Raw genomic sequence first — 14,032 nt, 5'->3', positions numbered from 1 at the left:
ATGCGTCGTGCCCGCCAGACCGGCGCCGAAGCGCGTTGGTCGGGTCAGAACGGAAAGAAGACCGGGATGGCGATCATCGCGGCGACCCAGGTGACCAGGTTCAACGGCAGGCCGACACGGACGAAGTCCATGTAGCTGTAGCCGCCCATGTTGAAGACCAGCACATTGGTCTGATAGCCGAACGGGGTCGCGAAAGCGGCTGAGGCGGCCATCATCACGCCCACCAGGAACGGGCGGGGATCGACGCCCAGGCTTTCGGCCAGGGCCACGGCGATGGGGGTGATCAACACGGCGACGGTGGCGTTGGACAGGAGCTCCGTCGCGAACAGGGTCACGCCGTAAAGCACGATCAGCGCGCCCAGGGGTCCCATCGGCCGGATCACGTCGATCAGCCGGTCCGCCCCGGCGGACGCCAGGCCCGTCACCTCGATGGCGGTGCCGACCACCACCATGCCCGCGATCAGCAGCAGAATTTCGGGCCGCAGCCCGGCATAGGCCTCTTCGGGGGTGATGACCCTGAGCAGGATCAGCGCCACCGCCCCGGCGAAGGCCGAGGCCGCGATCGGGGCCCAGCCGAGCGCGGCAGAGGCGATCACCAGAGCGAAGATCGCCAGGGAGATCAGCGCGGGCCGAAGCCGGAAGGGGCGATCCGCCGCGCCGAACAGGGCGACGTCGCCCAGATGGGCGTCGCCCGAGCCGTCCGACTGGTTGCGCGATTCCCCCAGGCGCGGCAGGCCGAAGGGCAGGGCGCGACGGCGGCGTCCGGCCGCCTCCGCCTCGGCGCGGCGACGCGCGCCTTCCAACTCGGCCAGGCGCGCGGCCTGGGCCTCGTCCTTGGCCACCGACCGGCCCAGTTGCCGGGCGCCGACGAAATAGAGCCACAGGCCGCCGATCACGGCGATGAACAGGCCCACGGGCGTGATCTCGAACAGGCCGAAGACCGGCTGGCCCGCATTGCGAGCCATGTCGTTGACCAGCAGATTGGTCGAGGTGCCGATCAGGGTCAGCAGGCCGCCCATCACCGTCACATGGCTGAGCGGCATCAGGAACCGCTTGGGCGACAGCTGCAGGGACTGGGCGACGTCGCGGATCACCGGCGCCGCCAGCACCACCACCGGCGTATTGTTCAGGAAACCGCCGACGGCGCCGCACAGGCCGATGACGATCCAGATGCCCATGGCCCCGATCCGGGCCGCCAGTCGGGTGGCCTGGCGGATCAGCAGGCCCAACAGGCCCGACAGTTCGATGGCGTAGGCGATGACGAACAGGCCGGCCAGGGCGATGACAGCGGGGCTGGCGAAGGCGCTCTGCACCTCGACCGGCCGCACCACCCCCAGCAGCAGCAGGACGGCGGCTCCAGTCAGGGCGACGACATCGGCGCGAAGCTTGCCGTGGATCAGCACGCCGACCACGCCGATGAGCACCGCCAGGGCGGCGATCTGATCGAAGGTCATGACCCTGTGCAGACCGGTCTCCGTAGCTTTCGTCAACCTTTTTCGCACGATGGCCCCCGAAAGCGCGAACCCATGCTAGGGTGGATTCATGCTGGAACCGACCGTGTCGCCTCGCCCGTCGGTCGTCGCGCTTGCGGCGTCCCTTGTTTTCCTCGCCGCCTGCCAGCGCGAGGAGGCCGCCCCTGCTCCGCCGCCGGCCCCGGCCGTCAGCGCGCCGCCGGTCGTCGCCATCGGTCCCGCGCCGGTGCTGGACCGGACCGGGCTCTTGCAGGCCATGGATGTCGCGGCCTCGGCCTATGCCGCCGGCAAGGACCCGGGCGGGGCCACCCTGGCCGGTCGCCGCTTCGTCATCCGTCAGGCCTTCGGCTGCGCCGGGCCCGCGCCCGCGGGTCGGTCGACGGCTGGGGCGACGGGGGGCGACGGGCTGGCCGCCTGGTCCTGGGGCGACAAGGGCAAGAGCCTGAAACTGACCCTGGCGCCGGCCGATTGGACGGGTTCGCCGATGGTCGCGGGCGGGGCCGACAGCTGGGAAGCGGCCGAGGGGTTCTGGCTGCCGCGCCCGTGGTTGCGCACGGATGGCTGTCCGGGCGTTCCGAGCGATCCGGCGGCGGACGGCGCGAGGGCGGTCTCGCCCCAGACCTTTGGTCTGGCGGCCGTGTTCGAGGAAGACGGTTCGCGCCTCGGCCGCCGCAACGGCCGGGCCTATGAATTCACCGTCCGCGCCGAGGGCGACCAGGCCCCGGTCGCGCCGACGAACGGGTATCGACTGGTGCTGGAGGGGCGGATGACGGCCTTTGCGGACGGCCGCGCCATTCGTTGTCGCGCCGCTGGACCGGATCAGCGCCCGGTCTGTATCGGCGCGGTCCAACTGGACCGGGTCGCCTTCGAGGACGCCCAAGGCCAAGGGCTCAGCGAGTGGCGGCCGGGGTAAGGCCGGGTCTCGCCATTCGGCGGGGCCGGGTCAGGACGAGGATGGATCCTCGGGGGCGGCGCTACGGACGGACATCATCGTGGCGAGGCGATCCGCTGCGGCGGTCATCGTCTCTCGATCCATGCGCGAAAGGCCGTCGAACCGGGTCGTGAAATTCTGGCCCAGCAGGCCCGGCGACGCCGCCAGCGCCTGGCGGCCAGGCTCGGTCAGGCGCGCGTGAACCACACGTCGGTCGATGCTGGACCGATAGCGGACGACCATCCCCTTGGCCTCCAGCTTGTCGAGAACGGCCACCACGGTGGGCGCCGACATGGAGACGTCGCGCGAAATGGCGCTGGTGCTCACCTCGCCCATCGCGCGGATCGATTGCAGCACAAGAAGTTGCGGCAGGGTCAGGCCTGTCAGCCGGGCGATCTCGCGCGACCGGACGTCGATCGCCTGGGCGATCCGGCGCACCGAGCGGAGCAGGGACGTGGACAGGTCTTCGGCCGCGTCGGGAGAAATATCGCTCATCCGGTTGAACTCTTTCGTGCACGAACCATTTGTACACGCTGCTTCCACAATTCAAGGAGGACCCATGTGCGGTCTTAGCGGCGAGATCAATTTCGATGGACGGCCGGCCGACGCCGGGGCTGTCCAACGCATGACCGATGCGCTCTCGCCCCGTGGACCGGACGGGTCCGGCATAGTGATGCGCGGCCCGGTGGGGCTGGGGCATCGCCGGCTGAAGATCATCGACCTGTCGGAGGCGGCGCAGCAGCCGATGGTCGACGCCGACCTGGGCGTGACCCTGGCCTTCAATGGTTGCATCTACAACTATCCTGAACTCCGCGAAGAGCTGCAGGGGCTAGGCTTCCGCTTCTTCTCGCACGGCGACACCGAGGTCATCATCAAGGCTTGGAAGGCCTGGGGCGAGGCCTGCGTCGAGCGATTCAAGGGCATGTTCGCCTTCGTCCTGCATGAGCGTGACACGGGCCGCACCGTGATCGCCCGCGACCGGTTCGGCATCAAGCCGCTGTATCTGGCCGAGAGCGGCCAGCGGCTGCGGTTCGCCTCGACCCTGCCGGCCCTGCTGGCCGCGGGAGACGTGGACAAGACCATCGATCCGGTCGGCCTGCACCACTACATGACCTTCCATGCGGTCGTTCCGCCGCCGCACACCATCCTGAAGGGGGTGAAGAAGTTTCCCCCGGCGACGATCCGGGTGATCGAGGCGGACGGGACGGCGAAGGACCGGCTGTACTGGCAGCCCGACATGACCCGCCATGCCGAGGACGCGGCCCTGACCGCCGAGGACTGGCGCGACCGTGTGCTGGACAGTCTGCGCGAGGCGGTGAAGCGCCGCATGGTCGCGGATGTGCCGGTCGGCGTGCTGCTGTCGGGCGGGGTCGACTCCAGCCTGATCGTCGGCCTGCTGGCGGAATTGGGCCAGAAGGATCTGATGACCTTCTCGGTCGGCTTCGAGGCGGCCAATGGCGAGAAGGGCGACGAGTTCGTCTATTCCGACCTGATCGCCAAACACTATGGGACCAAACACCACCAGATCTTCGTGCCGCACCAGCGGCTGATGGAGGCCCTGCCGGGGACGATCGGGGCCATGTCGGAGCCGATGGTCAGCTATGACAATGTCGGCTTCTATCTGCTGAGCCAGGAAGTCTCGAAACATATCAAGGTGGTGCAGTCGGGCCAGGGGGCGGACGAGGTCTTTGCCGGCTATCACTGGTACCCGCCGATGCTGGAGACGGCCGACCCGGTCGAGACCTACGCCAAGGCCTTCTTCGACCGCAGCCATGCGACGCTGAAGACCCAGCTGAACGGCGCATACATGGCCGACACCGACGTCAGCCGGGCGCTGGTCGAGGCCCATTTCGCGCAAGGCCGCGCCGCCACGCCGGTCGATCAGGCCCTGCGTCTGGACAGCCAGGTGATGCTGGTCGACGACCCGGTGAAGCGGGTCGACAACATGACCATGGCCTGGGGTCTGGAGGCGCGGGTGCCCTTCCTCGACCACGAGCTGGTCGAGCTGGCCGGCCGGATTCCGCCCGAACACAAGCTGGCCCAGGGCGGCAAGGGGGTGCTGAAGGAGGCGGCGCGTCTGGTGATCCCGTCCGAGGTGATCGACCGCAAGAAGGGCTATTTCCCCGTCCCCGCGCTGAAATACATCCAGGGCCCCTATCTGGAGATGGTGCGCGAGGCCCTGACCAATTCGGCGGCGCGCGACCGGGGCCTGTTCGACAAGGCCTATCTGGACATCCTCTTCGCCAATCCGACCGAGCACATCACGCCGCTGCGCGGGTCCGAACTGTGGCAGGTCGCCGTGCTCGAGATGTGGATGCAACAGCATGGCGTCTGACATCCGCCCCGAACGATCCAAGGCGCACCGGCTCAAGCGGCTGCGTCATGAGGGGCTGAAGCCGCCGGTGCGGACGGGGGAGGGGCCCAGCCCCAACGCCGTGCTGGACTGCGGCTGGGGGCGGCTGCTGTTCGCCCAGACCTTCGACACGGCCGAGCCGCTGGTCGACGCCCTGCGCGCCGAGGGGCCGGACCGCCGCGACATCGCCTTCTATGTCCGTAATCCGCATGTCTTGCTGGCCCAGGCGCCGCAGGAGCTGTTTCTGGATCCGTCGCACACCTATCGGCTGGAACTGGCCACCTATCGCGCCAGCCGCCGCCAGCCGAGGGGGTTCACCGTCCGGCGCCTGACGTCCGAGATGGACGCCCAGGCGGTCAACGACATCTACGCCAAGCGCAAGATGGTGCCGGTCCCGCCGGACTTCTTCTGGTCGCATCGCGATGACCGGACCCTGACCTATTTCGTCGCCGAGGACACGACCACCGGAGCGGTGATCGGCACCGTGACGGGGGTCAATCATGTCCGCGCCTTCGACGATCCCGAATGCGGTTCGTCCCTGTGGTGTCTCGCCGTCGATCCCCAGGCGACCCAGCCGGGCGTCGGCGAGGCCCTGGTCCGGCGTCTGGCCGAGCATTTCAAGACCCAGGGCCTGGCCCACATGGACCTGTCGGTCATGCACGACAACGATCAGGCCATCGCCCTGTACGAGAAGCTGGGGTTTCGCCGCGTGTCCTTCTTCGGGGTCAAGCGCAAGAATCCGATCAACGAGGCCCTCTTCGTCGGTCCGACCGACGACCATGACCTGAACCCCTATGCCCGGATCATCGTCAACGAGGCGCGCCGGCGCGGCATCCATACCGAGATCATCGACGCCGAGGGCGGGCTGTTCCGCCTGAACTGGGGCGGCCGGTCGGTGCGGTGCCGCGAGAGCCTGTCGGAGCTGACGTCGGCCGTGGCGCTCAGCATCTGCGACGACAAGCGGATGACGCGGCGCATCGTCGAGGCGGCCGGGGTGCGCGTGCCCGAGCGGATCGACCCCGGCGACCCGTCCGCCATCGACACCGCCCTGGCCAGGTTCGGCGCCCTGGTGGTCAAGCCCGCGCGGGGCGAGCAGGGCCAGGGCGTCGCCGTCGGCCTGACGACGATGAACGAGGTCCAGACGGCCCTGGTCCGCGCGCGTCGCATCTGTTCGCAGGTGCTGATCGAGGAACAGGTCCAGGGCGAGGACCTGCGCCTGGTGGTGATCGACTACAAGGTCGTGGCCTGCGCCCTGCGTCGCCCGCCGCGCGTCGTCGGCGACGGTCGCTCAACCCTGCGCGCCCTGATCGAGCATCAGAGCCGTCGCCGCGCCGCCGCCACAGGCGGGGAATCGACCATTCCCATCGACGGCGAGACCGAGCGGACGCTGGCCGAGGCCGGCTATCGGCTGGACGACGTTGCGCCGGAGGGGGCGGAGGTGCTGGTGCGTAAGGCGGCCAATCTGCATCTGGGCGGCACCATCCATGATGTGACGGAGGAGGTGCACCCGACCCTGATCCGCGCCGCCGTCGCCGCCGCCCGCGCCATCGACATCCCCGTCACCGGCGTCGACCTGATGGTGAAGTCGCCGCGCGAGGCCGACTACGCCTTCATCGAGGCCAACGAACGCCCCGGCCTGGCCAATCACGAACCCCAGCCGACGGCCGAGCGGTTCATCGACCTGCTGTTTCCCCTGTCCGCCCCGACCTCGGCGCGCGCCGTGGTCCGGGCCGACGTCTGAAGGAGGCCCCTTGGCCCGTCCTGCGATAGACCTAGACTACCTCAAGTCCCGCCTCGCCGACCTGCTGAACACGCCCAGCCCCACCGGCTATACGGACGAGGCGGTGTGGCAGTTGTGCCGCGAGCTGGAGCGGCTCGGGCTCGACTATGAGCTGACCCGGCGCGGCGCCATCCGGGCCCGGCTGCCGGGCCGGACCGCCAAGCCCGCCCGCGCCATCGTCGCCCACGTCGACACCCTGGGCGCCCAGGTCAAACAGGTGAAGGACAATGGCCGGCTGGAGCTGGTGGCCATCGGTCACTGGTCGTCCCGCTTCGCCGAGGGCGCGCGGGCCACGATCTTCTCAGAGGGCGGCGCCTGGCGCGGGACCATCCTTCCGCTGAAGGCCTCGGGCCACACCTTCAACGAGGAGGTGGACACCCAGCCCGTGAGCTGGCGCCAGATCGAGCTGCGCATCGACGCCGTGACCCACGGGCGTGACGACACCCTGGCGCTTGGCGTGGACGTCGGCGACATCGTCGCCATCGACCCTCAGCCCGAGTTCATGGACACCGGCTTCATCGTCTCGCGCCATCTGGACGACAAGGCGGGGGTCGCCACCCTGCTGGCCGCGCTGGAATGCATGATCCGGGAAGAGCGCATCCCGACGGTCGACACCTGGTGGCTGTTCACCATCGCGGAGGAGGTGGGGCTGGGTGCTTCGTCCGTGCTGATCCCGGACGTGGCGGCCATGGTCACCGTCGACAACGGCACGACCGCGCCGGGCCAGAACTCGTCCGAGTTCGGCGTCACCATCGCTATGGCCGACCAGACGGGCCCGTTCGACTGGCACCTGTCGCGCAAACTGGTTCAGCTGGCGCGCGAGCATGACATCCCGCACCAGAAGGACGTCTTTCGCTATTACCGCTCGGACTCGGCCTCGGCGCTGGAGTCCGGCGCCGACATCCGGACGGCCTTGGTCACCTTCGGCATCGACGCCAGCCACGGCTATGAACGCATCCACGAAAGCGCGTTGACGGACCTGGCGCGCCTTCTGGTCGCCTATGCCGAAAGCGACGTCGAGATCGGCCGCGACGCCAAACCGCTGAGCGGCGTCAAAGGCTTCACCCACCAGCCGGTGGATGAAGATCACGACTAGTTTAACCGCCGTCGCCCTCAGGGGCGCTCTTGGCTCTCCGAGCCCTTGGGAGAGGGAGATCCATCTCCACGTCCTCGCAGGAACAGGATTGCGGCGCCTCCGACCAATATGAGGCCGGCCAGGCTGGTGGCGTAGGCGGCGCCCACGAAAAAGGGCAGCCAAGGCAGATCGACAGCGCCGAAATTCTTGAACAGCAGCAGCGCCACGCTGCCCAGATAACCGGTGGAGTCGGCCACATAGATCAGGAAACCGGCAGTCGCGACCGTGCCCGAATAGGCGATCATCCGGTCGAACAGCATGGCGTTGAAGGGGGTATAGGCGAGGTACAGGCCCGCGCCGCCGGCGATCATCCAGACGATCGGCGACAGCAGGCCCTGCTGAAAGGCGAGGGTCGAGGCGCCCAGGATGGCGAACCCGGCCAGAATGACGCCGTGCATGAACAGCAGGGCCCGGCCGTTGTTCTTCACCGCGATCAACACGCCCATCGCCACCAGCGACAGGGCCGCCACCGGCCCTTCGCTAGCGGTGAAGACCGAGGCGGCGTCGCCGTAGCCCAGCGCCTGCCAGATTTCGGCGGCGAAGTTGTCGCGCAGGTCGCGGAAGGCCGTCAGCATCACATAGGCGGCGACCAGCAGAAGCAGCACCGGCCAGTGCGCGGCCAGGAAGGCGGCGCGCTCCCTGGCCATCATCGGCCGACGCGCCACGCGCTCGGCTTCGTCAGCGGGACTGGGCGCGGGCAGGGTGGCGAGGGCCAGCACCGAAACGGCCAGCAGAGGCATGAAGACCACCCCGACGGCCGCCGGCATCCAGAACTCGCTGACCTGCCAGTTCTCCATCAAGGCCTTGCCGACCGATTTCACGACGCCGGAAGACAGAATGAAGCTGGCGCACAGGATCGCCCCCAGCACCTCGCTGGTGCGTCGCCCCTCCATGAAACCGAACACGAGGCCCCAGATCAGACCGAGCGGCAGGCCGTTGAGGAACAGGGCCGCGACATTCCATGGCGCAGGCACGACCGCGAACAGAACCAAAGCGATCCAGGAGACGCCGATCAGCAGGATGATCGCGGCCGCTCGGCGTTCGGGCCGCATCTCCGCGATCACCTTGATCCCGATCAGCTTGGACAGGGCGTAGCCGGCCACCTGCGCGATCACGAGGGCGATCTTGTAGTCCAGGGCGAAATCCCAACCGGCCACGACATCGAAGGTCGCGGCCGTGAAGGGTTTGCGGAAGGCGTACATGGAGAAATAGGCGCAAAATCCCGCCAGGCCCGCGAACGCCACAAAGACAACGGGGTTGGCCTTCGCCAGCCAGAGCCGCATCCGATTCATCGTTTGACATCATCCTGTTGCACCCGCGTGGTCTAGACCACTGCTGCGACGCTTGAATGACGAGGATGATGGGATGATGGGACGGTACGACGTCGCCGTGGTGGGGGCGGGAATCGTCGGCCTGGCCTGCGCCCTGGCCGCTGCACGGCGCGGCCTTTCGGTGGTGGTGATCGACCGTGACGCCCAGGCGAACGGCGCCTCGATCCGGAACTTCGGGTTCGTCACCGTCACCGGCCAGCCGCGCGGCCGGGTGTGGCGCCGCGCGCATCGCAGCCGCGCCGTCTGGGACGAGGTCGCGGGCGAGGCGGGTGTGCCGATCCTGCAACACGGCCTCTGGCTGCCCGTACGCAGGCCCGAGGCCGCCGCCGTGCTGGAAGCCTTCATGGCCACCGAGATGGGCGAGGGCTGTCGGCTGATGACGCCGGACGAGGCGCGGGTCCGGTCGCCGGAGACGACCGGACCCGACACGGTCGCCGCCCTCTGGAGCCCTCATGAATTGCGTGTGGACTCCCGCACGGCCATCCCGCGACTGGCCGCGTGGCTGGAGGGGCGTTTCGGGGTCGAGTTTCTGCGTCAGACCGTCGTCCAGGCGGTCGAGCCGCCGCGCGTCGTCACGGGCCGGGGCGTCGTGGAGGCCGCGCGGGTGGTGGTCTGTCCCGGAGACGATCTGGTCAGCCTGTTCCCGGATTGCCTGGCTGACGCCGGCCTGGCGCGCTGCAAGTTGCAGATGATGCGGCTGGCGTCGCCCGGCTTCGACTTGCCGGCGCCGGTCATGTCCGACCTGGGTCTGGTTCGCTACGGCGGCTACGCCGACTTGCCGGAGGCCGCCGCCCTGCGCACGCGGCTGGAGGCGGAGCAGGGCCGGGCCCTGGCCGAGGGGGTCCACCTGATCGCGGTGCAGGACGCCGACGGCGCCCTGGTCGTGGGCGACAGCCATCACGACGCCGCTACGCCCGATCCGTTCGCCGACGAGACGGTCGATCAACTGATCCTGGATGAATGGCGCGCCGCCACCGGCCGGCCCGCGCCGCCCGTCCTGCAACGCTGGACGGGGACCTATGCCCGCGGTCCGCACGCCGACCTGGTCGCCGCGCCGCACCCCTGCGTTCGCCTCGCCCTCATCACCGCCGGCAACGGCGCCTCCACCGCCTTCGCCTTTGGCGAAGAGGTGATCGCAGACCTGTTTCAGGAGACGTTCGAACCATGACCTCCATCCGCGACAGCTTCGACATGGTCGTTTTCGACTGGGCCGGCACCATGGTCGATTTCGGCAGCCGCGCCCCGGTGCTGGCCCTGATGGAGGCCTTCGCCTTCCTCGGCGCGCCCGTCAGTGAAGAGGAGGCCCGCCGCGACATGGGCCGGGCCAAGGCCGACCACGTCCGCGCCCTGTTCGAACAGCCCCGGATCAACCAGGCCTGGATGGCGGCCCACGCCGCGGCGCCGGACCAGCAGGCTGTCGATCAGGTCATGGCCGAACTCCAGGCCCCGATGATCCGTCTGGCCGAGGAGACGGCGGATCTGATCCCCGGCGCCGCGGACGCCGTGGCGCATCTGCGCGGCCAGGGTCTGAAGATCGCCTCCTGCACCGGTTATACGCGCGAGATGATGCAGGCGATCCTGCCGCGCGCCGCCGCCCAGGCCTATGCACCCGACCTGGTGGTCTGCGCGCACGAGACCCCGCAGGGGCGGCCCTCGCCGCTGATGATCTACAAGGCCTGCGCCGACCTGGGCGTCTGGCCCCTGTCGCGCGTGGTCAAGGTGGACGATGCGGAGGTGGGTGTCGCCGAGGGGCGCAATGCCGGCTGTTTCACCATCGGCGTGGCCGCCTCAGGCAATATGGTCGGTCTGACCGCCCAGGCCCTGGCCGATCTGGACGGCGATGAACGCGCCGTTCTGTTGAAGGCCGCCGCCGACCGGCTGCGTGACGCGGGCGCCGATCTGGTCATCGACACGGTGGCCGATCTGATCCCCGCCCTGGAGGTCGAAGCGGCCCGGCGCGCCGGCCTTTCCTAACGCACCCGGATATCGACGCTGATCTTCAGGGCGTCGTGGCGCCAGTATTCGCGGTCGAACTCGACCACGCGACCCTGGGCGTCATAACTGGTGCGGACCACATTCAGCCCCGGCAGTCCCGACTTGACCTGAAGCGCCTCGGCCTCGCCGCGGGTCAGGGCGCACGGCTGCATGTCCACCCGGTTGCGGGCCACGGCGATATTATAGGCGGACTTCAGGACGCTGGTCAGCGAACCGTCCAGCGGGTGGCTGAGCAGGTCCGGAGCCAGGGCCGCGTCGACGACGATGGTCTCCACCAGGACGGCGCGGCCATCGACTGAACGCCGTCGGCGAATGCGATACATCGGCGCGCCGACCGGGCGGCCGAAGATGGGGGCCAGGGCGGGGGTGCAGGCGATTTCCGTCTTGCTGAGGGTCTCGGTCTCCGGGCGGCGGCCCTGGGCCTCGACATAGGACATGAAGCCTTCCCACCGGGTCGGATCATAGACCACCGGCGGGGGCGAGACGTACCAGCCGCTGCGGTCCTTGCGATAGATGATCCCCTCGGCCTCCAGCTGGAACAGGGCCTCCCGGATCGTGCCGCGCGCCACGCCGCCGCCCACTTGCAACTGACGTTCGGAGGGCAGGCGTTCGCCGGGCTTCAACTCTCCTCCCGCGATCCGTGTGGCGATGGCGTCGCGCACTCCGAGATAGTGAAGGCTGTCCGGCTGAGTCATGGGATCGCTCGATCGACGGTCGATTCCCGCCCCACCGAAGGATGAGAAGTCGTGTCTGTGGGGTCAAGTGAACCGGATCAGCCCCCTGACGGTTCAGACATTCGCCGCTCAAGCTTCACGAAAACTTCGCCGAAGATCTCCCTTCATCTGGTCTATACCAAAATTGAAGAGGGGGATTTGATCCATGTCAAATGATCGGCGGTCTTTCCTGCGGGGCGCTCTGGGCGGCGTGGCGGCTGGAGCGGCGTTGAACCTGTTGCCGGCGACGGTGCGCAAGGCGATGGCCATTCCCGCCAACAACGCCACGGGCACGATCATGGATGTCGAGCATGTGGTCATCTTCATGCAGGAGAACCGCGCCTTCGATCATTATCTCGGGGCCCTGAACGGGGTGCGCGGCTTCGGCGATCCCCGGCCGCAGCGCCTGCCGGGCGGAGCCTCTGTCTGGCGTCAGCCCAGCGTCGAGCATCCGGACGGCTTCGTCGCCCCCTTCCACGGCGATTCCCGCACCACCAACGCCTATACGGTCGATGGCGCGGATCAGGGCCATACGGCGGCGATCACCATCGTCAACGGCGGCCGCTATGACCAGTGGGGCCATTCGCGCGAGCTGCACAAGCGGATGGCCTATTACAAGGCCTCCGACCTGCCCTTCTACTACGCCCTGGCCGGCGCCTTCACCGTCTGCGACGCCTACCACTGCTCGACCCTGACCCAGACCTATCCAAACCGCCTGCACCTCTGGACCGGCTGCAACGGCGGCGGAAAGGTCGGCGGCGATCCGGAGATGAGCAACTACGGCGAGGACGAGACGCCCAGCGCCGACATGGCCGAGGACAGGCCGATGGCCCGCGGTCCGCACGAATGGACCACCTACGCTGAACGGCTCCAGGCGGCGGGCGTCAGTTGGAAGGTCTATCAGGAATACGACAATTTCGGCGACAACATCCTGTCGGTGTTCAAGCCGTTCCGACCCTGCCCGAAGGACTCGCCCCTGTATCAGCGCGGCCGCGCCTGGGTGTCGGAAGACAAGACCGGCGCGGATCGCACCCGCTCGGACGGCGAACAACTGGTGGAGGCCTTCCGCGCGGACATCGCCGGCGGGCGGTTGCCCCAGGTGTCGTGGATCGTCACGGCGGCGGATCTGTCCGAACATCCATCGGCCGAGCCGTCAAAGGGCGAGCATGTCTGCGCCAAGTTGATCGAGGCCCTGGTCGATCATCCCGAGGTGTTTTCCAAGACGGTCTTCATCGTCAACTACGACGAGGCCGGCGGCTTCTACGACCATGTCCAGCCGCCCATGCCGCCGCTGACGCCCGACCAGGGGTACAGCACCGTGTCCGTCGCCGGCGAGGCCAAGGACTATGGGCAGGATGCGGAACGGCCCCACCACGGCGCCCATCCGCTGGGCCTCGGCATCCGGGTGCCGGCCATCGTGGTTTCGCCCTGGAGCCGTGGCGGCTTTGTCTGTTCGGAGGTGTTCGATCACACCTCCACGCTTCAGTTCCTGGAAAAACGCTTCGGCGTCAGGGAAGAGAACATCAGCGACTGGCGTCGGACCGTCTGCGGCGACTTGACCTCGGCCTTCGACTTCGCGCGCCCGAACCAGGACTGGTCGGCCCTGTCCCTGCCGGCCACGGCCGACTACATGCAGCGCGTCGCCCGTTCCAAGGCCGCGCCCAGTCTGCGGATTCCGGAGCGCCAGACGCCGGCCTTCCAGGACGGACCCCAGCGCGGCGCACGTCCCTTGCCCTATGACCTGGCCGCCGCGGCCCGCGTCGCGGATGGGGCGGTCCTGATCGATCTGGTCAACAGCGGGCGGACGGGCGCGGTCTTCCAGGTGTTCGACAACACCGACCGCGCGGGGCCGTGGCGCTTCACCCTGGGATCCGGGGAGACCTATGCGGCCGGACATTGGAACGACGGCCGGCCCGGCGTCTATGATCTGACGGTTCACGGTCCCAACGGCTTCTATCGTCGGTTCGCCGGCGACGCCACGCTGCCCCAACCCCAGGTGACGATCTCCACCGACGCCAAGGGTCTTCTGACCGTCGAGTTGACCGGTGCGCAGGAGGGGACGGCGCAGGCGGTGCTGGACATGGACGCCGCCTATCCCCTGTCCGAAGGGGAGGCGCGCCGCCGCTTGACCCTTCGTCCCGGAACGGCGGCGCATTCGGTCTGGGATCTGCGCGGCAGCGACCATTGGTACGATCTGACCGTGACCTTGGCGGACGATCCGACCTTCATCCAGCGCCTGGCCGGCCATGTGGAGACCGGTCGTCCCAGCCGCACCGACCCGGCCATCGGACGCATGCGCCTGTGACCGACGCCACGCCCGCC

Annotated in this window: 11 protein-coding genes; 7 read left to right on the top strand and 4 right to left on the bottom strand. The window is 68.6% G+C overall.

Annotated features, from left to right (window positions below; all coding sequences use genetic code 11):
- Window positions 1–44: 44 nt before the first annotated feature.
- Window positions 45–1,454, bottom strand: a complete 1,410-nt coding sequence (locus AC1RSI_RS09430) for an SLC13 family permease (RefSeq protein ID WP_008260165.1) — start codon at window positions 1,452–1,454, stop codon at window positions 45–47.
- A gap of 88 nt (window positions 1,455–1,542) precedes the next feature.
- Here AC1RSI_RS09430 and AC1RSI_RS09425 point away from each other — a divergent pair, with 88 nt between their 5' ends.
- Window positions 1,543–2,385: a hypothetical protein gene (locus AC1RSI_RS09425; protein WP_154726115.1), complete on the top strand. Its 843-nt coding sequence runs from the start codon at window positions 1,543–1,545 to the stop codon at window positions 2,383–2,385.
- Between the two features lie 30 nt (window positions 2,386–2,415).
- Here AC1RSI_RS09425 and AC1RSI_RS09420 read toward each other — a convergent pair whose 3' ends face one another.
- Window positions 2,416–2,898 carry a MarR family winged helix-turn-helix transcriptional regulator gene (locus AC1RSI_RS09420; protein ID WP_035309464.1) on the bottom strand — a complete coding sequence of 161 codons (483 nt, stop codon included), beginning with the start codon at window positions 2,896–2,898 and terminating at the stop codon, window positions 2,416–2,418.
- Between the two features lie 64 nt (window positions 2,899–2,962).
- Here AC1RSI_RS09420 and AC1RSI_RS09415 point away from each other — a divergent pair, with 64 nt between their 5' ends.
- Genes AC1RSI_RS09415 through AC1RSI_RS09405 form a run of 3 tightly spaced genes read left to right on the top strand, consistent with a single transcriptional unit; the run spans window position 2,963 to window position 7,632 of the window.
- Window positions 2,963–4,738 carry an N-acetylglutaminylglutamine amidotransferase gene (locus AC1RSI_RS09415; protein ID WP_035309466.1) on the top strand — a complete coding sequence of 592 codons (1,776 nt, stop codon included), beginning with the start codon at window positions 2,963–2,965 and terminating at the stop codon, window positions 4,736–4,738.
- Window positions 4,728–6,497, top strand: coding sequence for an N-acetylglutaminylglutamine synthetase (gene ngg, locus AC1RSI_RS09410; protein WP_035309468.1), 1,770 nt, complete (start codon window positions 4,728–4,730; stop codon window positions 6,495–6,497). Before AC1RSI_RS09415 ends, ngg begins: the two co-directional genes overlap by 11 nt.
- Window positions 6,498–6,507: 10 nt before the next feature.
- Window positions 6,508–7,632, top strand: a complete 1,125-nt coding sequence (locus AC1RSI_RS09405) for an osmoprotectant NAGGN system M42 family peptidase (protein WP_008262271.1) — start codon at window positions 6,508–6,510, stop codon at window positions 7,630–7,632.
- Between the two features lie 17 nt (window positions 7,633–7,649).
- Here the strand turns inward: AC1RSI_RS09405 and AC1RSI_RS09400 are convergent, their stop codons facing one another.
- Window positions 7,650–8,963, bottom strand: a complete 1,314-nt coding sequence (locus AC1RSI_RS09400; protein ID WP_154726114.1) for a DUF5690 family protein — start codon at window positions 8,961–8,963, stop codon at window positions 7,650–7,652.
- Between the two features lie 73 nt (window positions 8,964–9,036).
- On the opposite strand from AC1RSI_RS09400, the gene AC1RSI_RS09395 reads away from it, so the two are divergent.
- Both AC1RSI_RS09395 and phnX read left to right on the top strand, forming a co-directional pair.
- A complete protein-coding gene (locus AC1RSI_RS09395) occupies window positions 9,037–10,170 on the top strand; it encodes a TIGR03364 family FAD-dependent oxidoreductase (RefSeq protein WP_154726113.1) in 1,134 nt (377 codons plus the stop codon).
- On the top strand, window positions 10,167–10,976 hold the full coding sequence (gene phnX / locus AC1RSI_RS09390) for a phosphonoacetaldehyde hydrolase (protein ID WP_081836240.1): 810 nt from the start codon (window positions 10,167–10,169) through the stop codon (window positions 10,974–10,976). Before AC1RSI_RS09395 ends, phnX begins: the two co-directional genes overlap by 4 nt.
- Here the strand turns inward: phnX and AC1RSI_RS09385 are convergent.
- A complete protein-coding gene (locus AC1RSI_RS09385; RefSeq protein WP_008264036.1) occupies window positions 10,973–11,692 on the bottom strand; it encodes a UTRA domain-containing protein in 720 nt (239 codons plus the stop codon). The genes phnX and AC1RSI_RS09385 overlap by 4 nt on opposite strands.
- 184 nt (window positions 11,693–11,876) lie before the next feature.
- Between AC1RSI_RS09385 and AC1RSI_RS09380 the strand changes: the two genes are divergently transcribed.
- Window positions 11,877–14,015, top strand: coding sequence for a phosphocholine-specific phospholipase C (locus tag AC1RSI_RS09380; RefSeq protein WP_052005123.1), 2,139 nt, complete (start codon window positions 11,877–11,879; stop codon window positions 14,013–14,015).
- The last annotated feature ends 17 nt before the right edge of the window (window positions 14,016–14,032 follow it).

This window comes from Brevundimonas sp. GW821-FHT10E09 (genome assembly GCF_058809375.1).
This window is presented reverse-complemented; position numbering and strand designations above follow the sequence as displayed.

Coding starts and splice junctions, on each gene's coding strand:
- AC1RSI_RS09430 (WP_008260165.1), bottom strand. CDS start 1,454: ATGACCTTCGATCAGATCGCCGCCCTGGCGGTGCTCATCGGCGTGGTC.
- AC1RSI_RS09425 (WP_154726115.1), top strand. CDS start 1,543: ATGCTGGAACCGACCGTGTCGCCTCGCCCGTCGGTCGTCGCGCTTGCG.
- AC1RSI_RS09420 (WP_035309464.1), bottom strand. CDS start 2,898: ATGAGCGATATTTCTCCCGACGCGGCCGAAGACCTGTCCACGTCCCTG.
- AC1RSI_RS09415 (WP_035309466.1), top strand. CDS start 2,963: ATGTGCGGTCTTAGCGGCGAGATCAATTTCGATGGACGGCCGGCCGAC.
- ngg (WP_035309468.1), top strand. CDS start 4,728: ATGGCGTCTGACATCCGCCCCGAACGATCCAAGGCGCACCGGCTCAAG.
- AC1RSI_RS09400 (WP_154726114.1), bottom strand. CDS start 8,963: ATGAATCGGATGCGGCTCTGGCTGGCGAAGGCCAACCCCGTTGTCTTT.
- AC1RSI_RS09395 (WP_154726113.1), top strand. CDS start 9,037: ATGATGGGACGGTACGACGTCGCCGTGGTGGGGGCGGGAATCGTCGGC.
- phnX (WP_081836240.1), top strand. CDS start 10,167: ATGACCTCCATCCGCGACAGCTTCGACATGGTCGTTTTCGACTGGGCC.
- AC1RSI_RS09385 (WP_008264036.1), bottom strand. CDS start 11,692: ATGACTCAGCCGGACAGCCTTCACTATCTCGGAGTGCGCGACGCCATC.
- AC1RSI_RS09380 (WP_052005123.1), top strand. CDS start 11,877: ATGTCAAATGATCGGCGGTCTTTCCTGCGGGGCGCTCTGGGCGGCGTG.